This is a genomic window from Chitinophagaceae bacterium, assembly GCA_016713085.1.
GTDB lineage: Bacteria > Bacteroidota > Bacteroidia > Chitinophagales > Chitinophagaceae > Lacibacter.
This window is the reverse complement of sequence record JADJPV010000001.1, coordinates 2,105,450-2,124,813: the sequence shown is the minus strand read 5'-3', so window position 1 is coordinate 2,124,813 and position 19,364 is coordinate 2,105,450. Positions and strand designations below refer to the sequence as shown.

Annotated in this window: 10 protein-coding genes and 2 pseudogenes; 6 read left to right on the top strand and 6 right to left on the bottom strand. The window is 39.7% G+C overall.

What is annotated here, in order from left to right:
* Window positions 1-52 precede the first annotated feature (52 nt).
* Both IPK31_10305 and IPK31_10300 read left to right on the top strand, forming a co-directional pair.
* Window positions 53-529 carry an amidohydrolase family protein gene (locus IPK31_10305; protein ID MBK8088293.1) on the top strand — a complete coding sequence of 159 codons (477 nt, stop codon included), beginning with the start codon at window positions 53-55 and terminating at the stop codon, window positions 527-529.
* The gene (locus IPK31_10300) at window positions 454-1,227 is read left to right on the top strand and encodes an amidohydrolase family protein (GenBank protein MBK8088292.1); all 774 of its coding nucleotides are present in this window, start codon (window positions 454-456) and stop codon (window positions 1,225-1,227) included. The genes IPK31_10305 and IPK31_10300 overlap by 76 nt, the downstream gene beginning before the upstream one ends.
* Before the next feature lie 2 nt (window positions 1,228-1,229).
* On the opposite strand, the gene recO is transcribed toward IPK31_10300, so the two are convergent.
* Both recO and IPK31_10290 read right to left on the bottom strand, forming a co-directional pair.
* Complete coding sequence (recO, locus tag IPK31_10295; GenBank protein MBK8088291.1) at window positions 1,230-1,979, bottom strand: DNA repair protein RecO; 750 nt, start codon at window positions 1,977-1,979, stop codon at window positions 1,230-1,232.
* 8 nt (window positions 1,980-1,987) lie between these two features.
* Window positions 1,988-4,285, bottom strand: coding sequence for a hypothetical protein (locus IPK31_10290; protein MBK8088290.1), 2,298 nt, complete (start codon window positions 4,283-4,285; stop codon window positions 1,988-1,990).
* 72 nt (window positions 4,286-4,357) lie between these two features.
* Here IPK31_10290 and IPK31_10285 point away from each other — a divergent pair, with 72 nt between their 5' ends.
* The 4 genes from IPK31_10285 (at window position 4,358) to IPK31_10270 (ending at window position 12,495) form a co-directional block, all read left to right on the top strand.
* Window positions 4,358-6,775 carry an MMPL family transporter gene (locus IPK31_10285; protein ID MBK8088289.1) on the top strand — a complete coding sequence of 806 codons (2,418 nt, stop codon included), beginning with the start codon at window positions 4,358-4,360 and terminating at the stop codon, window positions 6,773-6,775.
* 193 nt (window positions 6,776-6,968) lie between these two features.
* A complete protein-coding gene (locus IPK31_10280) occupies window positions 6,969-10,097 on the top strand; it encodes a SusC/RagA family TonB-linked outer membrane protein (protein MBK8088288.1) in 3,129 nt (1,042 codons plus the stop codon).
* A 281-nt stretch (window positions 10,098-10,378) separates the two neighbouring features.
* Window positions 10,379-11,611 carry a RagB/SusD family nutrient uptake outer membrane protein gene (locus IPK31_10275; protein ID MBK8088287.1) on the top strand — a complete coding sequence of 411 codons (1,233 nt, stop codon included), beginning with the start codon at window positions 10,379-10,381 and terminating at the stop codon, window positions 11,609-11,611.
* Window positions 11,612-11,889: 278 nt separating this feature from the next.
* Window positions 11,890-12,495 (top strand): hypothetical protein, encoded by a 606-nt coding sequence (locus IPK31_10270; GenBank protein ID MBK8088286.1) that lies wholly within the window; start codon window positions 11,890-11,892, stop codon window positions 12,493-12,495.
* 86 nt (window positions 12,496-12,581) lie between these two features.
* Here the strand turns inward: IPK31_10270 and IPK31_10265 are convergent, their stop codons facing one another.
* The 4 genes and pseudogenes from IPK31_10265 to alaS form a co-directional block, all read right to left on the bottom strand.
* Window positions 12,582-13,454, bottom strand: coding sequence for a TlpA family protein disulfide reductase (locus tag IPK31_10265; GenBank protein ID MBK8088285.1), 873 nt, complete (start codon window positions 13,452-13,454; stop codon window positions 12,582-12,584).
* A gap of 270 nt (window positions 13,455-13,724) precedes the next feature.
* Window positions 13,725-15,176, bottom strand: a pseudogene (gene gatB, locus IPK31_10260) (Asp-tRNA(Asn)/Glu-tRNA(Gln) amidotransferase subunit GatB).
* Window positions 15,177-15,355: 179 nt separating this feature from the next.
* Window positions 15,356-16,411 carry a PDZ domain-containing protein gene (locus tag IPK31_10255; protein MBK8088284.1) on the bottom strand — a complete coding sequence of 352 codons (1,056 nt, stop codon included), beginning with the start codon at window positions 16,409-16,411 and terminating at the stop codon, window positions 15,356-15,358.
* A 167-nt stretch (window positions 16,412-16,578) separates the two neighbouring features.
* A pseudogene (gene alaS / locus IPK31_10250) lies at window positions 16,579-19,277 on the bottom strand (alanine--tRNA ligase).
* Window positions 19,278-19,364: the final 87 nt, after the last annotated feature.

Genomic DNA, 19,364 nt, shown 5'->3' with positions numbered 1-19,364 from the left:
GGGAGAGTTTTGTGTACTAAATTTGAGCGGCAAAGTTAAAAGAATTCAGCGCATGGAATACAGGAAGTTCAGGGCAGATCAATTGTTTGATGGATACAAGCTTTATGATACAGATAAAGTATTAATCACTGATGAAAACGGTTCAGTACAGGATATTGTTTCAACTGCTGAAGCTGGTGATGATGTGCAGCAATTCGCAGGCATTCTTTCGCCCGGGCTGATCAATGCACATTGTCATTTAGAGTTAAGCCATTTAAAAAATGTTATCCCACCCCATACCGGACTGATTGAATTTCTTTGCTCCGTTGTAACCAAACGGGGATTTGAACAGGAATTGATTCAGCAGGAAATTGTAAAAGCGGAAGAAGAAATGTTCAACAATGGTATTGTTGCCGTTGGTGATATTGGCAATACTGCCGATACTGCTTTGGTGAAAAGCAAGAGCAAAATCCGCTGGCAGAATTTTGTGGAGGTATTGAGTTTACAGACGCAAAGGCAGATGAGAATTTCAGCCACTACCAAACTGTAGCAAAAGAATTAGAAACCTCACTTCGTACATCAAACACCGTACACCGCACATCGTTTGTACCACATGCACCTTACAGTATTTCACCAAAAACATTTCAGTTAATCAATGAAGCAACAGCTGATCAGATCATTTCCATCCATAACCAGGAGCACCCTGCCGAAAATGAATTGTATAAAACAGGTGGAGGAGAATATTTAAAACTGTTTAAAATCTTTGGTATTAATTCCTCCCCTTTTCCTGTAACAGGTAAAAGCAGCATCCGTTCATATCTTCCTTATTTCAACAACAGACAAACTATCTTTCTTATTCATAATACTTATATGCCTGAAGAAGATATTGTTTGGGCCAATGAATATGCAGCAGCCAACGAATTAAAACTGATCTATTGTTTATGCATCAATGCGAATTTGTATATTGAAAACAACACTCCACCAGTTGATCTTCTATTGAAACATAATTGTACGATTGTGTTAGGGACCGACAGTTACAGCAGTAACTGGCAGTTAAGTATTGCGAAAGAAATGGAAGCATTGCTAAAGCATACATCTGTATCAAAAGAACAGGCTTTGCAAATGGCCACATTAAATGGCGCAAAGGCTTTGCAATGGGACGATCAGTTGGGAAGCTTTGAAAAAGGAAAGAAGCCGAGAGTAGTTATTTTGAGTGCAGATTTCAGTGAATCAAAACGCTTGTTATAAAATCATGGCTCCATGATTTGCTGCAGTACCGGCAATGTTTTTAGTTTTCCAAACTCAGGTATATGCAAAGCATAATAGGTTTCAAGTGTTTCAAGCAGCTGCCTTCTTTGTAAATAGTTCATCGGTATTTCAATCAGTTCATGTGGCTGCATTGCTTTTAATAACTCACGGATCAGTTCAACAGTTTTTCCATCAACATAATATACATGTTGCGGATAGGTTGAAACAAAATTTCCTTCCTGTAAATCAGGAATGTCATATTTATCTGCTTCTTCTGTATTTATCTGAAAGCCGAAAAAGTTGGTTAAGTGCAAAGCAAAGTAAAGAGGAAAGTTGGCTGTTACTGCATCACCGGATTTATCAAGCTGCATCAATGCATCTTCAATAAAATAAAACAAGTCAGGATTGTTCTCCGGTTGCTTTACACATTTCTGCAGCAGTTCAACCATATACAACAGCACACTGTTTTTAATCACATCAGCAAACAGCTGCTCGTAGAGGTAACTCCATTTGAAGTCTTTGATGCGCTGCAGATTTTTGAGATCATGATGATACACGATCAGCTCCAGCATAGAACCCGGCTGAAAATAATTTGCTTTGCCTGCTCCCTTTTTTGAACTTGTTCTTACACCCTGAACAATATAACTCTGCAATCCATACAACTCGGTGTATGCAGAAATAATTAAACTCGTTTCGCCATACTTTACTGTACGGAGAATCACTGCCTTTGTTGTATGTAATACATTACTCAAAAGGAAACTTATTTAATGAACACAATCTTACCCACTTTTTTTTCTGCACCCAGTTGATCTTTTGCCAATACAAGATAAACGCCGCTTGATACCCGCTGATTATTATAATCTCTTCCATTCCATACAGCCTGGCCACCAAGTGATCTTGTTTGATAAACCAACCGGCCGTTTAGCTCTGTAATTTTTACAATTGAATTTTCAGGCAATCCACGAATACCAATTGTTCCTTCATATCCTGCAGGTACAGGACTTGGAAACACCAGCACCTTATCTGTATTTTCACTGGCTTCTGTTGCGGTACTTCTGTAACTGCAAATACCATTGAATGTAGAAAAAAATACTTCCCCGCTTTTTGGATCAATGATAATGCGGATAATTTCATTACTCAGTAACGGACTGTTATCAACAGTAAAACGTTGACTTACTCTTTCTCCATCTGCACTGATAAGCCAAACGCCATTATGTGTACCCACCCATTTTCGGTTTGCTCCATCAACAGCCATTGCTTTCACTTCTTCATTCTCAAATAAATAACCGGCAAAATTATCCTGCTGTACAATTGGTTGATAAGCTTCACATCCATTTACTGTAAACACTTCACCCGGGCATTGTATAATAGCAATGCCTTTATCTGTTCCCAGCCAGATGAAACCATCCTTATCTTTCACCATACAATTCACAAAATTGCCCGGCAGATTACCGTTTCCAACTCCGGTCTGCAACCATTTCCACCTGTCATCACCTGTGTTATCAATAGATGTTCCATGATTATAACAAAGCAATCCATTGCCCTGCGGCACCTGTATCCATTTCTGATTGGCATCATCAATTAAAATAGCCCCAACCATATTATCGCTGATGAGAAAAGGAACACGCAAAGATTTCCAGTTACCATCTGCTTTCTTTACAACAAAATTATTACTGCCTCCAAAATTGCTGATCCATAAATTATTTTCTCCGTCAAATGCCAAACCACCAACTCGGTAACTGTTGGCATCGCCAACTGTTACATTCAGCACACCCTGCTTATCAATTTTATATTTCGTTGCACTTTCATACTCCACCAATCCTCCTCCAAACGATCCTGCATAGATTGCGTTGTTGCGTGGGTCAACTGCAATGCTGATTATATCCAGTACTGTATCCATCCAGGATAGATTGGTGCGGTTATAATCTTTCCATTCGTCATTATTGAATGTAAAAAAACCGGTGCCGTTATATTGATAATTCCATGCTTCATTTACACTTCCGCCTGCAACATATAATGTATTCTTATAGAAAAACAATTCTCCATCCACACTTCCGTAAGGTGAATTGATTGCATAACGTTCAAACAAATTTGCTTCAGCTTTCACCAATCCCTTTTCAAAATCAGCGATCCAGATTTCATTCCCGCTTTTTGCAGCCTGGAAAGGATAACGGAGTTGATTATTGTTTTGAACAACTGTGCTCACCGTTCCATTTGTGTTCAGTACAATTACTCTTCGTTCATTCCATGCATTTTTTTCCTGGCAGATTAAGATGCTTCCTTCACTTGCATTCACATTTTCCCAACGCCAGTCATCATTGTACAGCAATTGCCATATACTTCCGTTTAATACATATAATGAAGTAAAATATTGAACAATCACCTTACCCTGTATAACCATTACCTGTGTTGCCGGACCTGCAGGCAAACCATTTGTTCCGCTTAATAAAGTCCAGTTACGGTAATCACTTAAATTAGACGCAGTTTGATTTGCAACTTTTAATCCTTCTTCTGTTGCGGCAAAAAAACGTGTGGCATCTGCAGCAAATCCATTCACTTTTACATTGCCGCCATTATTTCCCATGTAATACGTACTGCTGATTTCATATTTTGCCAGGTCAACAACAATTACTCCAAGTCCGCTGCTGAGGTAAGCTATGTCGTTAACAAAACTGATATCGTAAATATTTTTATCGCCGCCTACATTGCTGCGGAGTATATCGGGAATATTGATAATGTCGTTTCGATATACTACATCGAGATTACTGTTGTTATAAGCAATGAGTAATTTATTATTCGATGAATTGTATTTGATGCTGCGGATACCTGCATCATGCAGCCCGGTTACTTTGTTCAACCGTTCAATTTCCCCTTCAGCCTTACTCACAGAATAAGCGCCGAATTTTGAAGCCACATAAATCTTTTCAGGTGAAACTGTTACCCGAAGACCCGAACGGTATTCCATATGTTCACGCCACTGCCCAACAGGGGTTAGCTGAGAAAATGACATTGAAAAGATAAACAGGCTGGTAAACGAAAGGAATAATTTACACTTCATTTTTTTAGAGTTTTTAGGGTGGAATGGCGTTTCTTTGCGCTGCTTTTCTTATCTTAAAAGTATCTGAAACACATGTGGTATCAACTTGGAAAATGGGTGTTGCGTAACAGGCTTCCTTTGTTAATTGCTGTTCTTCTTGCAACTGCTGTGATGACTTACTTCGCTTCTAAAGTGCAAATGAGTTACGATTTTGCAAAAGCTATCCCGGTTGATCATCCAAAGTTCCTCGAATACCAGGCCTTTAAGCAAAAATTCGGCGAAGACGGAAACCTGCTGGTAATTGGTTTTGAAAAGAAAGACATGTTTCAGTTAGATTTCTTTCAAAAATTTGTTGCCTTACAAAAAGACTTTAAAAAAATACCGGGAGTTGAAGACATCCTCAGTATCAGCGCAGCTGTTAACCTTGTAAAAGATTCTGCAACTGAAAAATTAAAAGCACTTCCTGTTTTTCCTGAAAATATTCAAACACAGGCTGCGTTAGACAGTTCAAGACTCGTGCTTGAAAACCTCCCGTTTTACAGGGGGCTGCTTTATAATCCTGACAGTAAAGTGTACATGATGGCAGTGCGCATCAATAAAGATGTGCTCAATTCAAAAAGAAGAAACACTTCTGTTGATGGATTGATGAAGTTAACCGAAAAGTTCGGGAAGGATAACAACATTGAAATGTACCGCAGCGGCTTACCGCTGGTACGTACAGAAATGAGTACACGTATTGCTGCTGAAATGAAACTGTTTTTACTCGGTTCGGTTTTACTCTCCGCATTTATTCTGTTACTTTTCTTCCGTTCATTTAGTGCAATGTGGCTCAGCATGGTGGTAGTCATCATGGGTGTAATCTTCAGTTTGGCAACTATGGTATTGTTTGGATTTAAAATCACTTTACTTAATGCGTTGATTCCGCCATTAATGGTGGTAATAGGAATTCCCAACTGTATTTATTTCCTCAACAAGTTTCATACAGAGTATAAAAAAAGCGGAGAGAAACACATTTCGCTTGTTAATATGATGGGACGGATGGGGATCGTTACTCTCTTCTGCAATATTGCTGCGGCCATCGGCTTTGCAGTATTTGCACTTACTAAAAGCCAGATATTAAGAGAGTTTGGAATTGTTGCCGGTATCAACATCATGGCATTGTTTGTAATTTCATTTCTGTTTATACCGATTGTGCTGAGTTATTTACCTGCACCAAAACAGCGCCACGTCCGTTACCTGGAAAATGAACGGCTGAACAGAACAATCATAAAGATTGAGGACTGGGTGTTCAATCATCCAAAATATACGTACACTGCTACAGGAATTTTAATGGCAATTGCTATTGTTGGCATCTTTCGCTTAAAAACAGTTGGATATATTGTTGATGATTTACCGAAGAATGATAAACTCTATGTTGATCTGAAATTTTTTGAAAAACATTTTTCGGGAGTAATGCCACTTGAAATTGTGGTTGATACAAAACGCAAGCAGGGTGTTACAAGAAGTATCCCCAACCTCAACCGTATTGACTCTCTGGTAGTTTATTTACAGAACAGGCCGGAGATGGGTAAGGCCATTGCCCTTACTGAAGGATTGAAATTTGCAAGACAGGCTTATTACGATGGCGACAGTAATATGTACACCATTCCCAATGAATTTGACCTGGCCTTTCTTGCTCCTTACCTGCAAATGAAAGCTGATACAAATGCAAACAGCAGGACGAACACATTTGCCAAACTGGTGGGAAATTTTATGGACAGCAGCAAACAACGGGCAAGGATCAGTGTAAACATGGCCGATGTGGGAAGCGACAGCTTACCTAAAATATTAGTACAGGTACAGGCCAAAGCTGATTCTTTGTTTAACCTTGATAGTCTAACCTATGCCAATCAAATTAACAATAAAACAATTGCTATAGCTGATATTGATTCATCCAGATTAACCCGTTCAGCAAATATTCAACTTACGGGCACCAGTGTAACCTTTGTAGAAGGCAGCCGATTTATCATCAACGGGCTGAAAGAAAGTATTGTGTGGGCATTTTTACTCATTGCCCTTTGCATGTTGTACCTCTTCCGTTCGTTCCGGATTTTGTTCTGCTCCCTCATTCCGAATGTTGTTCCATTGGTGATCACAGCCGGGGTAATGGGCTGGGTGGGCATTCCCCTGAAACCAAGTACAGTATTGGTTTTCAGTGTGGCATTAGGCATCGCCATTGATGTCACTATCCGGTTTTTAATTAACTACAAACAGGAACTGCCTATCCATAACTACGACATTAAAGAAACCGTAAGGCAAACCATCCGCCATACAGGCATCAGCATTATTTATACTTCGTTGGTGCTGGTTGCTGGTTTTGTTATTTTCTGTTTCTCCGATTTTGGAGGTACGCAGGCATTGGGTTGGCTTACTTCCCTAACCCTTTTGGTGGCAATGATTACGAATCTTGTGCTGTTACCTGTCATGCTTTTGTCAACTGCCCGTACAAAAGACAAAAAACCCGTAAAATAAGCAGCTTCAAAGCAGCATTTGCCCATAAAATCTGTCTTTTACTTAACAAAATTTAACAGAACCTGTTATATTTGTTTGCTCCTAACCAATTGGCTTACACCCAGTAACTCTTTTCCTTAACAACAATCCTTAGATGGAACAAACCTGTTTAAAACAGGTAACATTAATCATTAATAAACCCAAAAAAACGAGTATGAGAAAACTTGTAAGCATTTTGTTTGTGCTGCTGGTAAGTGGATTTACACTTATGGCTCAATCAAAAAAAGTAACAGGTAAGGTAACCGATGAAAATGGAACTCCTATTGCTAATGCCTCTGTATTAGTAAAAGGCACTTCAATCGGTACTACCACAAATGCAGAAGGCATGTTTGAGTTAAATGCACCTGCATCTTCAAGAACCCTTGTGATTTCTTCACTGAATTTTACAGCTAAAGAAGTAAATATTGGCAGCGGAAGTGTTACCGTTGCCTTAACTTCTGCTGTTAACGAACTTACAGAAGTTGTTGTTAGTGTACCTTACGGTACAGTAAAAAAATCAACATTTACCGGCTCTGCAGGTACAATCAATTCTGCCACTATCCAAAAACAACAGGTTACGTCAGTTACCAGGGTATTGGAAGGTCTTGTTCCGGGTTTGGCAACAACCAATGGTGGTGGTACCCCAGGCGGTGGTACTGATATCAGAATCAGAGGATTTGGATCAATCAATGCTTCTGCATCACCCCTGATTGTTTTAAATGGCATTCCTTATGATGGTTCGATTTCAGCCATTGCTTCCGATGAAATTGAAACAGTAGATGTGCTGAAAGATGCTGCAGCAAGTAACCTTTATGGATCAAGAGCTGCAAACGGGGTAATAATGATTACTACCAAAAAAGGTAAGAAAGGACCTGCGCAAATTCAGGCTTCTATCAGGCATGGTATTTCAACAAGAGGCATTCCTGAATACGACCGTGTTGGTGCGAAAGAGTATTATGAATTGTTTTGGGAATCTTACAGAAACTCATACGTTTTTGGCAGTGGTCAATCATATGCAGCCGCAGGCACCAGTGCATCAAATGTTTTGACAAGTTCTTCAGGCCTTGTATATAACGCTTATAATGTACCAGGTAACCAGCTTGTTGATGCCACTACAGGCAAATTAAACCCTAATGCAAAACTGCTCTGGAATGAATCATGGGCTGATGCATTGTTTCAGAACGCAACACGTACCAATGTGAACGTAAATGTTTCAGGTGCCAATGACAAAACTAACTATTTGGTAAGTGGTGGTTATCTGAATGAAAAGGGTATTGCTAAATTCTCAGGTTATAACCGTTACAACTTCCGTGCTGATGTAAATACAGAGGCAAACAACTGGTTAAAAGTGGGACTTACAGTTGATGGAGCTACAGATAAAAGAGAAGGGTTATTTGCAGGTGGTACTGCTACCTCAAACCCCTTCTACTACAGTCGTCAAATGGGTCCAATCTACCCGGTTTACCAATACAACGCAACTGGTTCTCCTGTACTTGGTGCAGATGGTAAGCCTGCATTAGACTGGGGCGTACCTGCTCAAATGGGCGCCCGACCTTATGCTGCTAACTCCAACCTTATTGGTTCACTGGCACTTGACAGACGTGAGCAAAAAAGATTAAACGCCAATATCAATACCTATGCTGAGATACGTTTCCAGAATGATTTCACTTTCAAAACAACCCTTGGAATGAACTATTTCCAGGTTGATGGATTAACCTATCAGAACAGTGAATTCGGTGATGCATCAAATGTGAAAGGACGCTCAACTGTGTCGGCTCAAAAAAATGTTTCATTAACAGGAAACCAGGTATTATCCTGGAACAAAAAATTATTCGACAGACATAATGTTCGTGCGCTTGTTGGTCATGAGAACTATCAATTCAGAACAAGTTTCTTATCAGCTACAAAAACCGGATTCAGTTACCCTGGTCAAACAGCATTAAACAATGCTGCAGTAGTGGAAGCTCCTCCAAGCAGCTCAGAAGATCTTCATAGAATTGAAAGTTATTTTGGCAGCATAAACTACGATTTTGATGGTAAATACCTGCTGTCCGGCTCGCTTAGGACTGATGGATCTTCCCGTTTTGCGCCCGATGTAAGATGGGGTAATTTCTACTCTGTAGGTATTGGCTGGAGAATCAAGCAGGAGAATTTCATGAAAGATGTTGACTGGCTTAATGACCTGAAACTGAAAGCCAGTTATGGTGAATCAGGAAATGACAATATTGGCCTATATTATCAATATATCAATTATTATTATGCGGATGGATTTGGTAATTTTTCCCCAATAACACGGCCTGCTAACCCAGACCTGAAATGGGAAGGTAATAAGACATTGAATTATGGTGTTGATTTCTCAATGTTTAAAAGAAGGCTGCAGGGTACGGTTGAATATTTTGACAGAAGATCCGATGATCTGCTTTTTTTAACACCAACAGAGCCTTCGTTTTTGTTTCCGAATGTATGGCAAAATATTGGCGAATCTAAAAACTATGGTATTGAAATACAATTAGCATATAACATCATACAAAAAAAGGACTTTGACTGGAAAATTGATTTTAATGCGACTCATTTCAAAAACAAGCTGACAAAAATACCTCCTAAACAAAAAGAACTGGGTGGAATTGTAACTGGTAATAAAAAGTACAATGAAGGCCGCTCTATTTATGATTTCTGGCTTAGAGAGTTTGCCGGCGTTGATCCTGCAACCGGTTTATCACTCTACTACAGAGATATTTTAGGCGCAAATGGGAAACCAACCGGTGAGCGTATTCTTACAAGTGATATTACAAGAGCCGATTTCTATTATGTTGGTGCTTCTTCCATTCCTAAAATTTACGGTGGCGTTACCAACTCCTTGCGTTATAAGGATTTTCAGTTATCCATTTTAACTACCTATTCTTATGGTGGACATTTCTATGATGGCAACTACCAAAGTATCATGCATTCTGGCGCAGCAGGTACTGCATGGCACACTGACATCCAGAAGCGTTGGCAAAAGCCAGGAGATGTAACCAATGTTCCACGTTTACAGAATGCAGGTGGTCAGGATGGTGCATCTTCAAGATTTCTGTTTGATGCCTCTTATATAAATATTAAAAATGTTTCCTTCAGCTACAACTTAAGTTCAGGACTTGCACGGAATCTGCGCTTAAAAGACGCACAATTCTTTGTGAGTATTGATAATGCATATATTTTCACTGCTAAGAGTGGTGGTGATCCGCAACAAAGTTTTGATGGTAATGTTGGTGCCGGTTACCCGCCGTACCGGACAATTACATTTGGAACAACAATCAAATTATAATTTAAAACACAGGAAATTATGAAACAAATACGTTTATTCAGCTTTCTGCTATTAACTGCAGCGTCGTTGCTTGTGGTTAGTTGTAAAAGTCGTACCTCGATACGAAGCCATCTGATGCTATAACTATAGATCAGGCATACGCTTCTATTGCGGCAGTAAATTCTGCTGCAGCAAGTAACTACCTGCAAACATTTGCATTTGGGGGTGGTAACGGCCAAACAGGACATGATAACTACGGGCAAAAAGCCATTGACCTTGCCAATGATCTTATGGGCAATGATATGGTCGTTCATACCCAGGGTTATGGTTGGTTTAATGCTGATTACAATTATACCGGCTGGACTTTGCCTAATGGCACAAATACACGTTCTGATCAGGTATGGTCATTTTATTACAATGCTATTTTAAAAGGAGCAATTCTATTGCTTGATAATACAGCTAATCAAACTGCTACAGCAGAACTTGAAACCTTACGGGGTGAGGCATATGGATTAAGAGCATGGGCTTACTTTAACCTGATCAATAACTTTCAGCAAACATATAAAGGGAATGAAAGTAATAAGGGGGTTCCATTACGATTAACCGTTTCAGCTGAATCAATCGGCAGGTGTACAGTTCAGGAAGTTTATACTCAGATTGTAGCTGATCTTGTAAAAGCAGAAAGCTTATTAACAGGTAAAGCAAGGGCATCAAAAGAGCGTATTGACGTTACAGTAGTACGAGGTTTCAGAGCCCGTGTCGCTTTGGCTATGGAAGACTGGACAACAGCAGCTACTTATGCAAAAAATGCACGTCAGGGTTATACCTTAATGAGCAATGCTGTATACACTTCAAGAAGTGGCTTCTCAAGCATTAATAATACAGAGTGGATGTGGGGGGCTTTCATTCCGGCTGATAAGGCAACCATTTTCGCTTCTTTCTTCTCACACATTGATGCTACTCAATTCGGTTATGCACAGTTGGGCGGACAGAAGAAGATCACAAAAGATCTGTATGATAAAATTCCTGCTACTGATATCCGTAAATCAGTTTTCAGAACTCCGGGTACGGGAACTTCGATTTTACCAGACTATACACAAACAAAATTTTCAGTGCCTGTTGTAGGAAGCTGGGCTGCTGATTACCTGTACATGCGTGCATCAGAAATGTACCTGATAGAAGCTGAAGCCTTAGCAAAGCAAGGGAAAGACGCTGAATCAAGAGTTGTATTAGAAGCAATGGTTGGTTTGCGTAATCCCGGTTACAGTGCTGCTTCTTTCTCCGGTGCTGCTCTTGTAAGTGAAATTTTATTGCAACGCCGTATTGAATTATGGGGTGAAGGATTCTCACTGTTTGATATTAAGAGAACTGGTGCAGGTTTAAACAGACCAACTGGTGCAGGTAATCACGGAGCACCAAACTTTAATCCGGTTGTTTACCAGCTTGCCCCGGGAGCCGCAGGTTTTCTCATGCGTATTCCAACCAGAGAACTGGATAACAACTCAAAGATGACTCCGGCAGATCAAAACCCTTAAACCTAAAAACAAAATCAAATGATTAAAAATCTTATAAATAACATGAGTAAAAAACGAACGCTGGCTGCAGCCTTTGTTTTAGTATTATTTTTTTCAGCATGTAAAAAAATAATTACTCTGTTGATCTGGATTCAATTGTTACAGCACCTACTGCTCCTCAGTTTGTACCAATCAACAGAGTATTACGTGCAGATTATTTCGTAAGCAATGGGGGGCCGGCTTTTAAAATACCGGTTGGATTAACCAATGTTACAAGCGAGGACAGGATTATCAACTTTGTGTATTCTTCACGTAATGCAGTAAGTGGTGTTCAGTACAATTCACCAGCTACTCTTACCATTAAGGGAGGCTCGTCAATTGATACACTCCGGTTACAGGGGCTTTTTGCCGGATATCCTGCAGGAAGAAAAGACACTGTAAAAATTACATTTTCCGGTGTAAAGGGAGTTGACCGTAAAGATTCATTTGAAGTTATAATGCAACGCTATTGCGATGTTGTTCTCGGTAATCTTTTGGGAAATTATACCAGAACGAATGAATATTCAGGTTCAGGAGCATTCAGTTATGGCCCTTATACAACAGTTGTAAAAAATATTGTTTCTACCGGTGCTACAAAAGCTGAAGGTTACATTGAAAATCTGTACGATTATGGGTGGTCGGATATTAAAATTCTTTTAGATTGGTCAAATCCTGCTGCCTTTACGATTACCGTACCGCTTCAAGCAACAAATGCCAGTTTTAGTGGTGTTTCTTATGTAAGAAGCTCAGCAGGCAGAGTCAATACGTTTTCATCCTGCGATAATACATTCACAATTTCACTTGACCTACTTGATGATACTCAGGCAGTGCTTTCAACCGGATATCAATTCAGGTTAGCCAAATAATTGGTTTTTGAATTATAAAAAAAGGCTGTCTTATAATAAGACAGCCTTTTTTTTTCAAATCTTCTTCCAATAACAGGGAAACGATTTTACTGCAACACTTCCGCCAGCTTCCTTTCCAACTCACCACCTCTTAAATTATCTGCAATAATTTTTCCGCTTGGGTCGATCAGCACATTGTAAGGAATACCATTGAAACCATAAAGTGCAACCGCACCGCTTTCCCAGTATTTTAAATCACTGATATGGTTCCAGATTAAACCATCTTGTTTAATTGCCTGTAACCATGCATCTTTTGTTTTATCAAGCGATACACCAAGAATGGTAAAGTTTTTACCCTTATACTTATTATAAGCTGCTACTAAATTTGGGTTTTCAGCACGGCAGGGGCCACACCAGCTTGCCCAGAAATCAACCAGCACATATTTGCCTTTTAAACTGCTGAGAGAAAAATTCTTACCGTTTACATCAGGCATTGTAATATCCGGCGCCGTACTGCCAACAGCAATTCCTGCTGGTTGCTGCTGTTGTTGCTGTGTATTGGTTGTGCTTTCACGGAATTGTTTTACGATGGTTTGAATACCTGCATGCTTGGGAAAACGCTGAGCAAGACTATTATAAATCGCTTCATTCTCTAACGGATCGCCACCGCCATTAATAGATGCGGCAAACATACTTACCATCGGACTGTTATCTTCTGTTGCCGTTTTCTTCAGATACGCTTTAAACTCTGTAAGGATATTGTTGATCTCTGCCTGTTTAATCGCTTTCAAACTGTCTCCCTGTGTTACATTCTGCAGCTCATATTGAAATGTATAAATTTTTTGCTGTGTTGCAGAAAGCGAATCAATAAATTCCTGCAAGCGTCCTGTAGCAGGTGAGCCTTTGTATTTGATCTGACGGACATCATTCCAGTCGGCTGTGAGTTCAATATTTGATTTATCATTGATCAAAAAGAACATCGGGCTTTTTTCAATCTGCGGAAAACGTAACTGCAATAACGATTCTTCAGCGGCCTTCCCCTTCAATGAAAATTTTCCATTGTTCAATGAAACACTGTCAATTACCTGTGGAGGCATATTGTCATACGCAATCAATTCAAGATACACCACTGTTGCAGGTGCATTTTTAATTTCGCCACTTACAGTAAAATTTTTACTGCCGTTACTCTGGCAGGCTGCTGCAAATAATACAACAACCACTACAATCCATGTTTTCTTCATTCTTCTTTTTTAATTTGATAATTTTTCGGTCACCAGCTGATTCAGCATTTTAGGATCAGCTTTGCCTTTTGATTTTTTCATTACTTCACCAACAAACAAACCGATCAGGCCTTTCTTTCCTTTTTTATACTCTGTTACTTTATCGGGCATGCTGTTCAATACTTCATCAATCAACTGCTGCAATGCATCTTCATTCCTTTCCTGCAACAGGTTCAACTGCTGTGCTAATTGTAACGCCGGCTGACCCGGTTGTTTCAGGAGTGCCGGAAATAATTTTTGGGATGCCATAGTATGACTGAGCTTCCCATCTTCAACCAACTGAATAATTTCTGCCAGCTGGTTTGGTTTGATTGCAAGCTGATTTATTTCAATGCCATCTTCATTCATCACTGATTTAACCGGACCAAGCAGCCAGTTAGCAATTTGTTTAAATGCCGTTGTATGTGTTGCAGTTGTTTCAAAATAATCAGCCACCTCTTTTCTTCACTCAATAAAGCGGCATCATATTCGGGCAAATTGTATTGCTGAATAAAACGCTGTTTCTTCTGTTCAGACATTTCAGGAAGAGAAGCTTTTACTTTTTGTACAAACTCATCTGTAATAACAAATGGCGGCAGGTCTGGATCAACCATATACCTGTAATCATCTGCATCTTCTTTTGTACGGATAGGAAACGTTGTTTCTTCATCCGGATTAAATCCTCTTGTTTGCTGAAAAATCTGTTCACCTTTCTCTTTCATTTCAATCATCCGCATCACTTCATAATCTACGGCCTTCTTCAAAAAACGGATTGAGTTCAGATTCTTGATCTCCACTTTTGTGCCGAGCTTGGGATCACCTTTTAAACGAATGGAAATATTAGCATCGCAGCGCAAGCTTCCTTCGTCCATATTTCCATCACACACATTCAATGTGCGAACAAGTTTGCGGATCTCTGTTAAGTAAGCTGCTGCTTCATCGCCACTATGCAAATCAGGTTCTGTTACAATTTCAATCAACGGAACACCTGCACGGTTATAATCAACAACTGAATACAAATCATGCTGATCATGCATACTCTTGCCTGCATCTTCTTCGAGGTGAATCCGGTTAAGCTGAATATTCCGTTCTCCATCAACTGATCTTACTTTTACAAATCCACCCTTACAAATCGGCGTGGTATGTTGTGAAAGTTGATAGCCTTTTGGCAGATCCGGATAGAAATAATGTTTACGGGCAAAATAATTCTTCTGCTCAATATCACAGTTGCAGGCCAGGCCCATTCCTCACTGCCAGTTCAATTGCTTCCTTATTCATCTTGGGTAAAGTACCCGGATGAGCAAGCGTGATGGGACTTATATGCCTGTTTGGCTCTGCACCAAAACTCGCTTCATCGCCACAAAACAATTTGCTTTTGGTGAGAAGCTGTGCATGTACTTCCAAACCAACTACCGCTTCGTATTTATCACTGTAATTTGACATGAATTTATTTTTACTCTTCTTTATCTCGACTTCGCTCGATAAAAAAGCAAGCCCCTTCGACTTACGCTCAGGGCATGGAACGCAAAAATATCCCTTTTACGCCGAAGCTTCTGTGATGAAATGCACAAAAAAAGTCCCGCATTTCAGCGGGACTGGCTAAATCAGATCAATATCGAAACTTACAGATCGGCTTTATTTAATTTCTTCGGGATCTTTACTTCAATATTTACAGGGTTTCCACCACGGGTTACTTTCAGGTTCCATATATTTTTTTCGTTCTTTTCACGGAGTGCTTCACGGGCATTACCCACATTCTCCACTTTTTTCCCATTGATTTCAGTGATCACATCGTCCTTCTGTAAACCACCTTTATCAGCAGGAGAATCTTTATCAACTTCCAGCACTTTCACTCCGGTTCCTTCTTCCGTATCCTGTATAGTAGCTCCCAGTTGCGGACGGTTATGCATGAGCAGCATATCGCCTTCAAAATGTTTAAATTCCTGCGGCATTCTGTACTGAAATTCGAATTGCCTGTCCTTGAAAACTCTTTGTTTCTCTTTAAACAATTCATTCTTCAGCTCCATTTGGTGCTGAAACATTTCACCGGGAAATTTACTTTCACCCAGTTTTACTTTTGCTTTCTTTTCTTTCCCATCACGCAGATAAGTTATCTCTACTTCATCATTTGGTTTTTTAGCTGTAATAGCTTCAACCAGGTCATCAGGCCCATCGATTTTCTTATCTCCCACTTTCGTAATGATATCGCCTTTTTGCAGGCCTGCTTTTTCAGCTGCTGTTTCTTTTTGCACTTCGTCAATAGCTGCACCTTTATCATTTTCATTAGTTATTACGCCCAGAAAAGCGCCGCCCTTCATATCAAATTTGAATTCCTTCATAAATTCCTGGTTCCATTCAGGTCCTTCAAAACGATACATTTTAGGATAACTCTTCATGCCGGGAACCTTTGGCATACGCATGATAAAGGCACCATCGCCATCAAAGCGTTCGATAATTATATCCTTATCATCTTTAGTAACAGGCTTTCCATTCACCGTTATTTTATCGCCTTCAATAACGATGGTTGTTTTTTCAGTTCTATCGCCTTTTTTGCGGATGATGATCTGCTCTTTCTTTTCGATTTTTTCTTTTACTTTTTTATCCTGCGCAGATGCAGTAACGGTAAGAACCTGGGTAGCAGCTACCAAGGCCAATGCGTACAGAGAAATTCTTTTCATACAATAGAGTTTTTTGATTGACAGAGCTAATGTACGAATTATTTCTTATTTACGAATTATTTCGCAGATTTTAGAAACCTTTAACTTTTAAAGAGTGTTTTGATGTTAATATTAGTAAACTGTAACGCTGTAAATAAAATCGTCCCGTTATTTGCGGGACGACCTGTTTATAATAAACTCTTTACTTTTTCAATCACCTGCCGCAAGTTGCCAACATCCGTTCCACCCGCAGTAGCAAGATTTTTTTGTCCGCCGCCACCACCTTTAATTAATGGAGCAACATGTTCTTTAATAATCTTGCCTGCATCCAGACCTTTTGCAGCAACAACTGAATCAGAAATTCCAATTGCTACAAATGCTTTCCCATCAATATTGCTGCAGAGAACAGACACATGATCGTTGAGATGATTTTTTAAATCGAAACATAATTTCTTCAATGCATCTGCACTGGGCACTTCAACAATGTCGGCAATAAAAGTTACGTTGTTGATGATTTCATCTTTCGTGAGCAATTCATTACGGATGATCACCAGTTGTCTTGCTTCCAGTGCTTCAATATGCTTTTTGAAAGAAGCATTTTCTGCCTGCAGATTTTCAATTGATTTACTGATGTCTTTCGGATTCTTCAATAAGCCGCCGATAGAACTGATTTCTGTAAATCTGTTATTGATCAGCGTTTCTGCAGCCTCGCCACATACGGCTTCTATTCTTCTTACACCTGCAGCAACTGCAGATTCAGCTGTTATTTTAAAGAATCCCAACTCACCTGTGCTTCCAACATGGGTGCCGCCGCATAACTCAATAGAATACTTCTCATCCATGATCACCACACGTACCACATCACCATATTTTTCACCAAACAAAGCCATTGCTCCAAGAGCTACTGCTTCATCTTTCTTCATCTCTTTAATTACTACAGGAACGTTTGCCCTGATCTTTTCATTCACAATTTTTTCAACAGCTGCAATTTCTTCATCCGTCATTTTTGCAAAATGCGAAAAATCGAAACGCAAATATTCATCATTCACCAAACTTCCTTTCTGTGCCACATGTGTGCCGAGTACTTTGCGCAAAGCAGCATGCATCAAATGAGTTGCTGAGTGGTGGGCGGTGATCTTATTTCTGCGATCCGCATCCACTCTTGCATTTACAACAGCAGAAATATTTACAGGCAGCTGATCAATAAAATGAATTACCAATCCATTTTCTCTTTTGGTATCAATTACTCTGATTATTTCACCCTCAAAATCAAAAGTTCCAGAATCACCTACCTGTCCTCCACTTTCCGCATAAAAAGGTGTGTTGTCAAGAATAATTTGGTAAGCCTCTTTCCCCTTTGTTACAACTTTACGATACTTAGCAACTTTCGATTTTGTTTCGAACGGAGAGGTATACATGGATGCGTTATAATAAGATAGCTCATTAAGTGTCACCCAATCTTCCGTATCAACAGTTGTTGCAGCACGACTTCTTTGTTTCTGCTGCTGCATTTCTTTTTCAAAACCCTCCATATCCACTTCCCATCCTATTTCCCTGGCCATTAGATTAGTCAGATCAATTGGAAATCCAAATGTGTCATTTAGTTCAAAAGCAAATTCACCACTCACAATTTTGTTTTTCCTGAAACCTGAATACTTTGATATCATATCAATGTATGAAGATGTCATTTTTATGTCCTCATCTTGATCTAATACTCTAGAAAACCCCATCCCGCAAACAAACTCTTAATCCCTGAATCAATTGTTTTTAGAAAACTTTGCTCTTCTTCCTTCACTACTTTCTGCACAAAACTTTCCTGTGCTTTTAATTCGGGAAACACATCTTCAAATTGTGTTGCCAGTATTGGAACAAGCTGATGCAGCAAAGGCTGCTTGTACTCGAGATAAGAATTATAATACCGAACTGCTCTTCTTAAAATTCTTCTGATCACATAACCTGCACCTGTATTTGATGGCAACTGTCCATCAGCAATGGTAAAGCTGATAGCACGGATATGATCCGCTAACACCCTGAATGCAATACTCTCTTTATCATCCCCAGCTATGTATTTCTTGCCAACAATTTTTTCAACCGCTGCAATGGTACCGGTAAAAATATCGGTATCGTAATTAGAAGTTTTGTTTTGTATTACACGAACCAAACGCTCAAATCCCATTCCTGTATCCACATGTTTGGAAGGAAGCTGTTCTAATGAACCATCTTTCAAACGGTTAAACTGCATGAATACATTGTTCCAGATTTCAATCACCTGCGGATGATCATTATTCACCAGTGTTTTTCCATCAACCGTTTTTCTTTCTTCATCGGTTCTGCAATCCACATGAATTTCAGTGCAGGGTCCGCATGGCCCGGTATCGCCCATCTCCCAGAAATTATCTTTTTTATTACCTAAGAAAATCCTGTCTTCTGCGATCCATCTTTTCCACTCATTCCATGCTTCTTCGGCTTTCGGTAAATTCTCTTTTCCGTCACCTTCAAACACGGTTACGTACAAGCGATCTTTCGGAATTCCATATACATCAGCCAGCAGTTCCCAGCTCCAGGCAATGGCTTCTTTTTTAAAATAATCACCAAAGCTCCAGTTACCCAGCATTTCAAACATGGTATGGTGATAGGTATCTACACCTACTTCTTCCAGGTCGTTATGCTTGCCGCTAACACGTAAACATTTTTGCGTATCTGCTACACGGGTATATTCGGGTTTACGGTTACCGAGGAAATAATCTTTGAACTGGTTCATCCCCGCATTGGTAAACAATAAGGTAGGATCGTTTTTTACCACTATCGGTGCAGAAGCAACGATCTGGTGTTTTTTCGAGGCAAAAAAGTCTAAGTATTTCTTCCGTATTTCTACTGCTGTCATCATATTCAACCTGTATTTGGATTGATTTTTGAAGGGTGTTCCACCTATCTTTGTGAATACCCTGTAATGGGGGTCAAAGGTAAGCCAAAC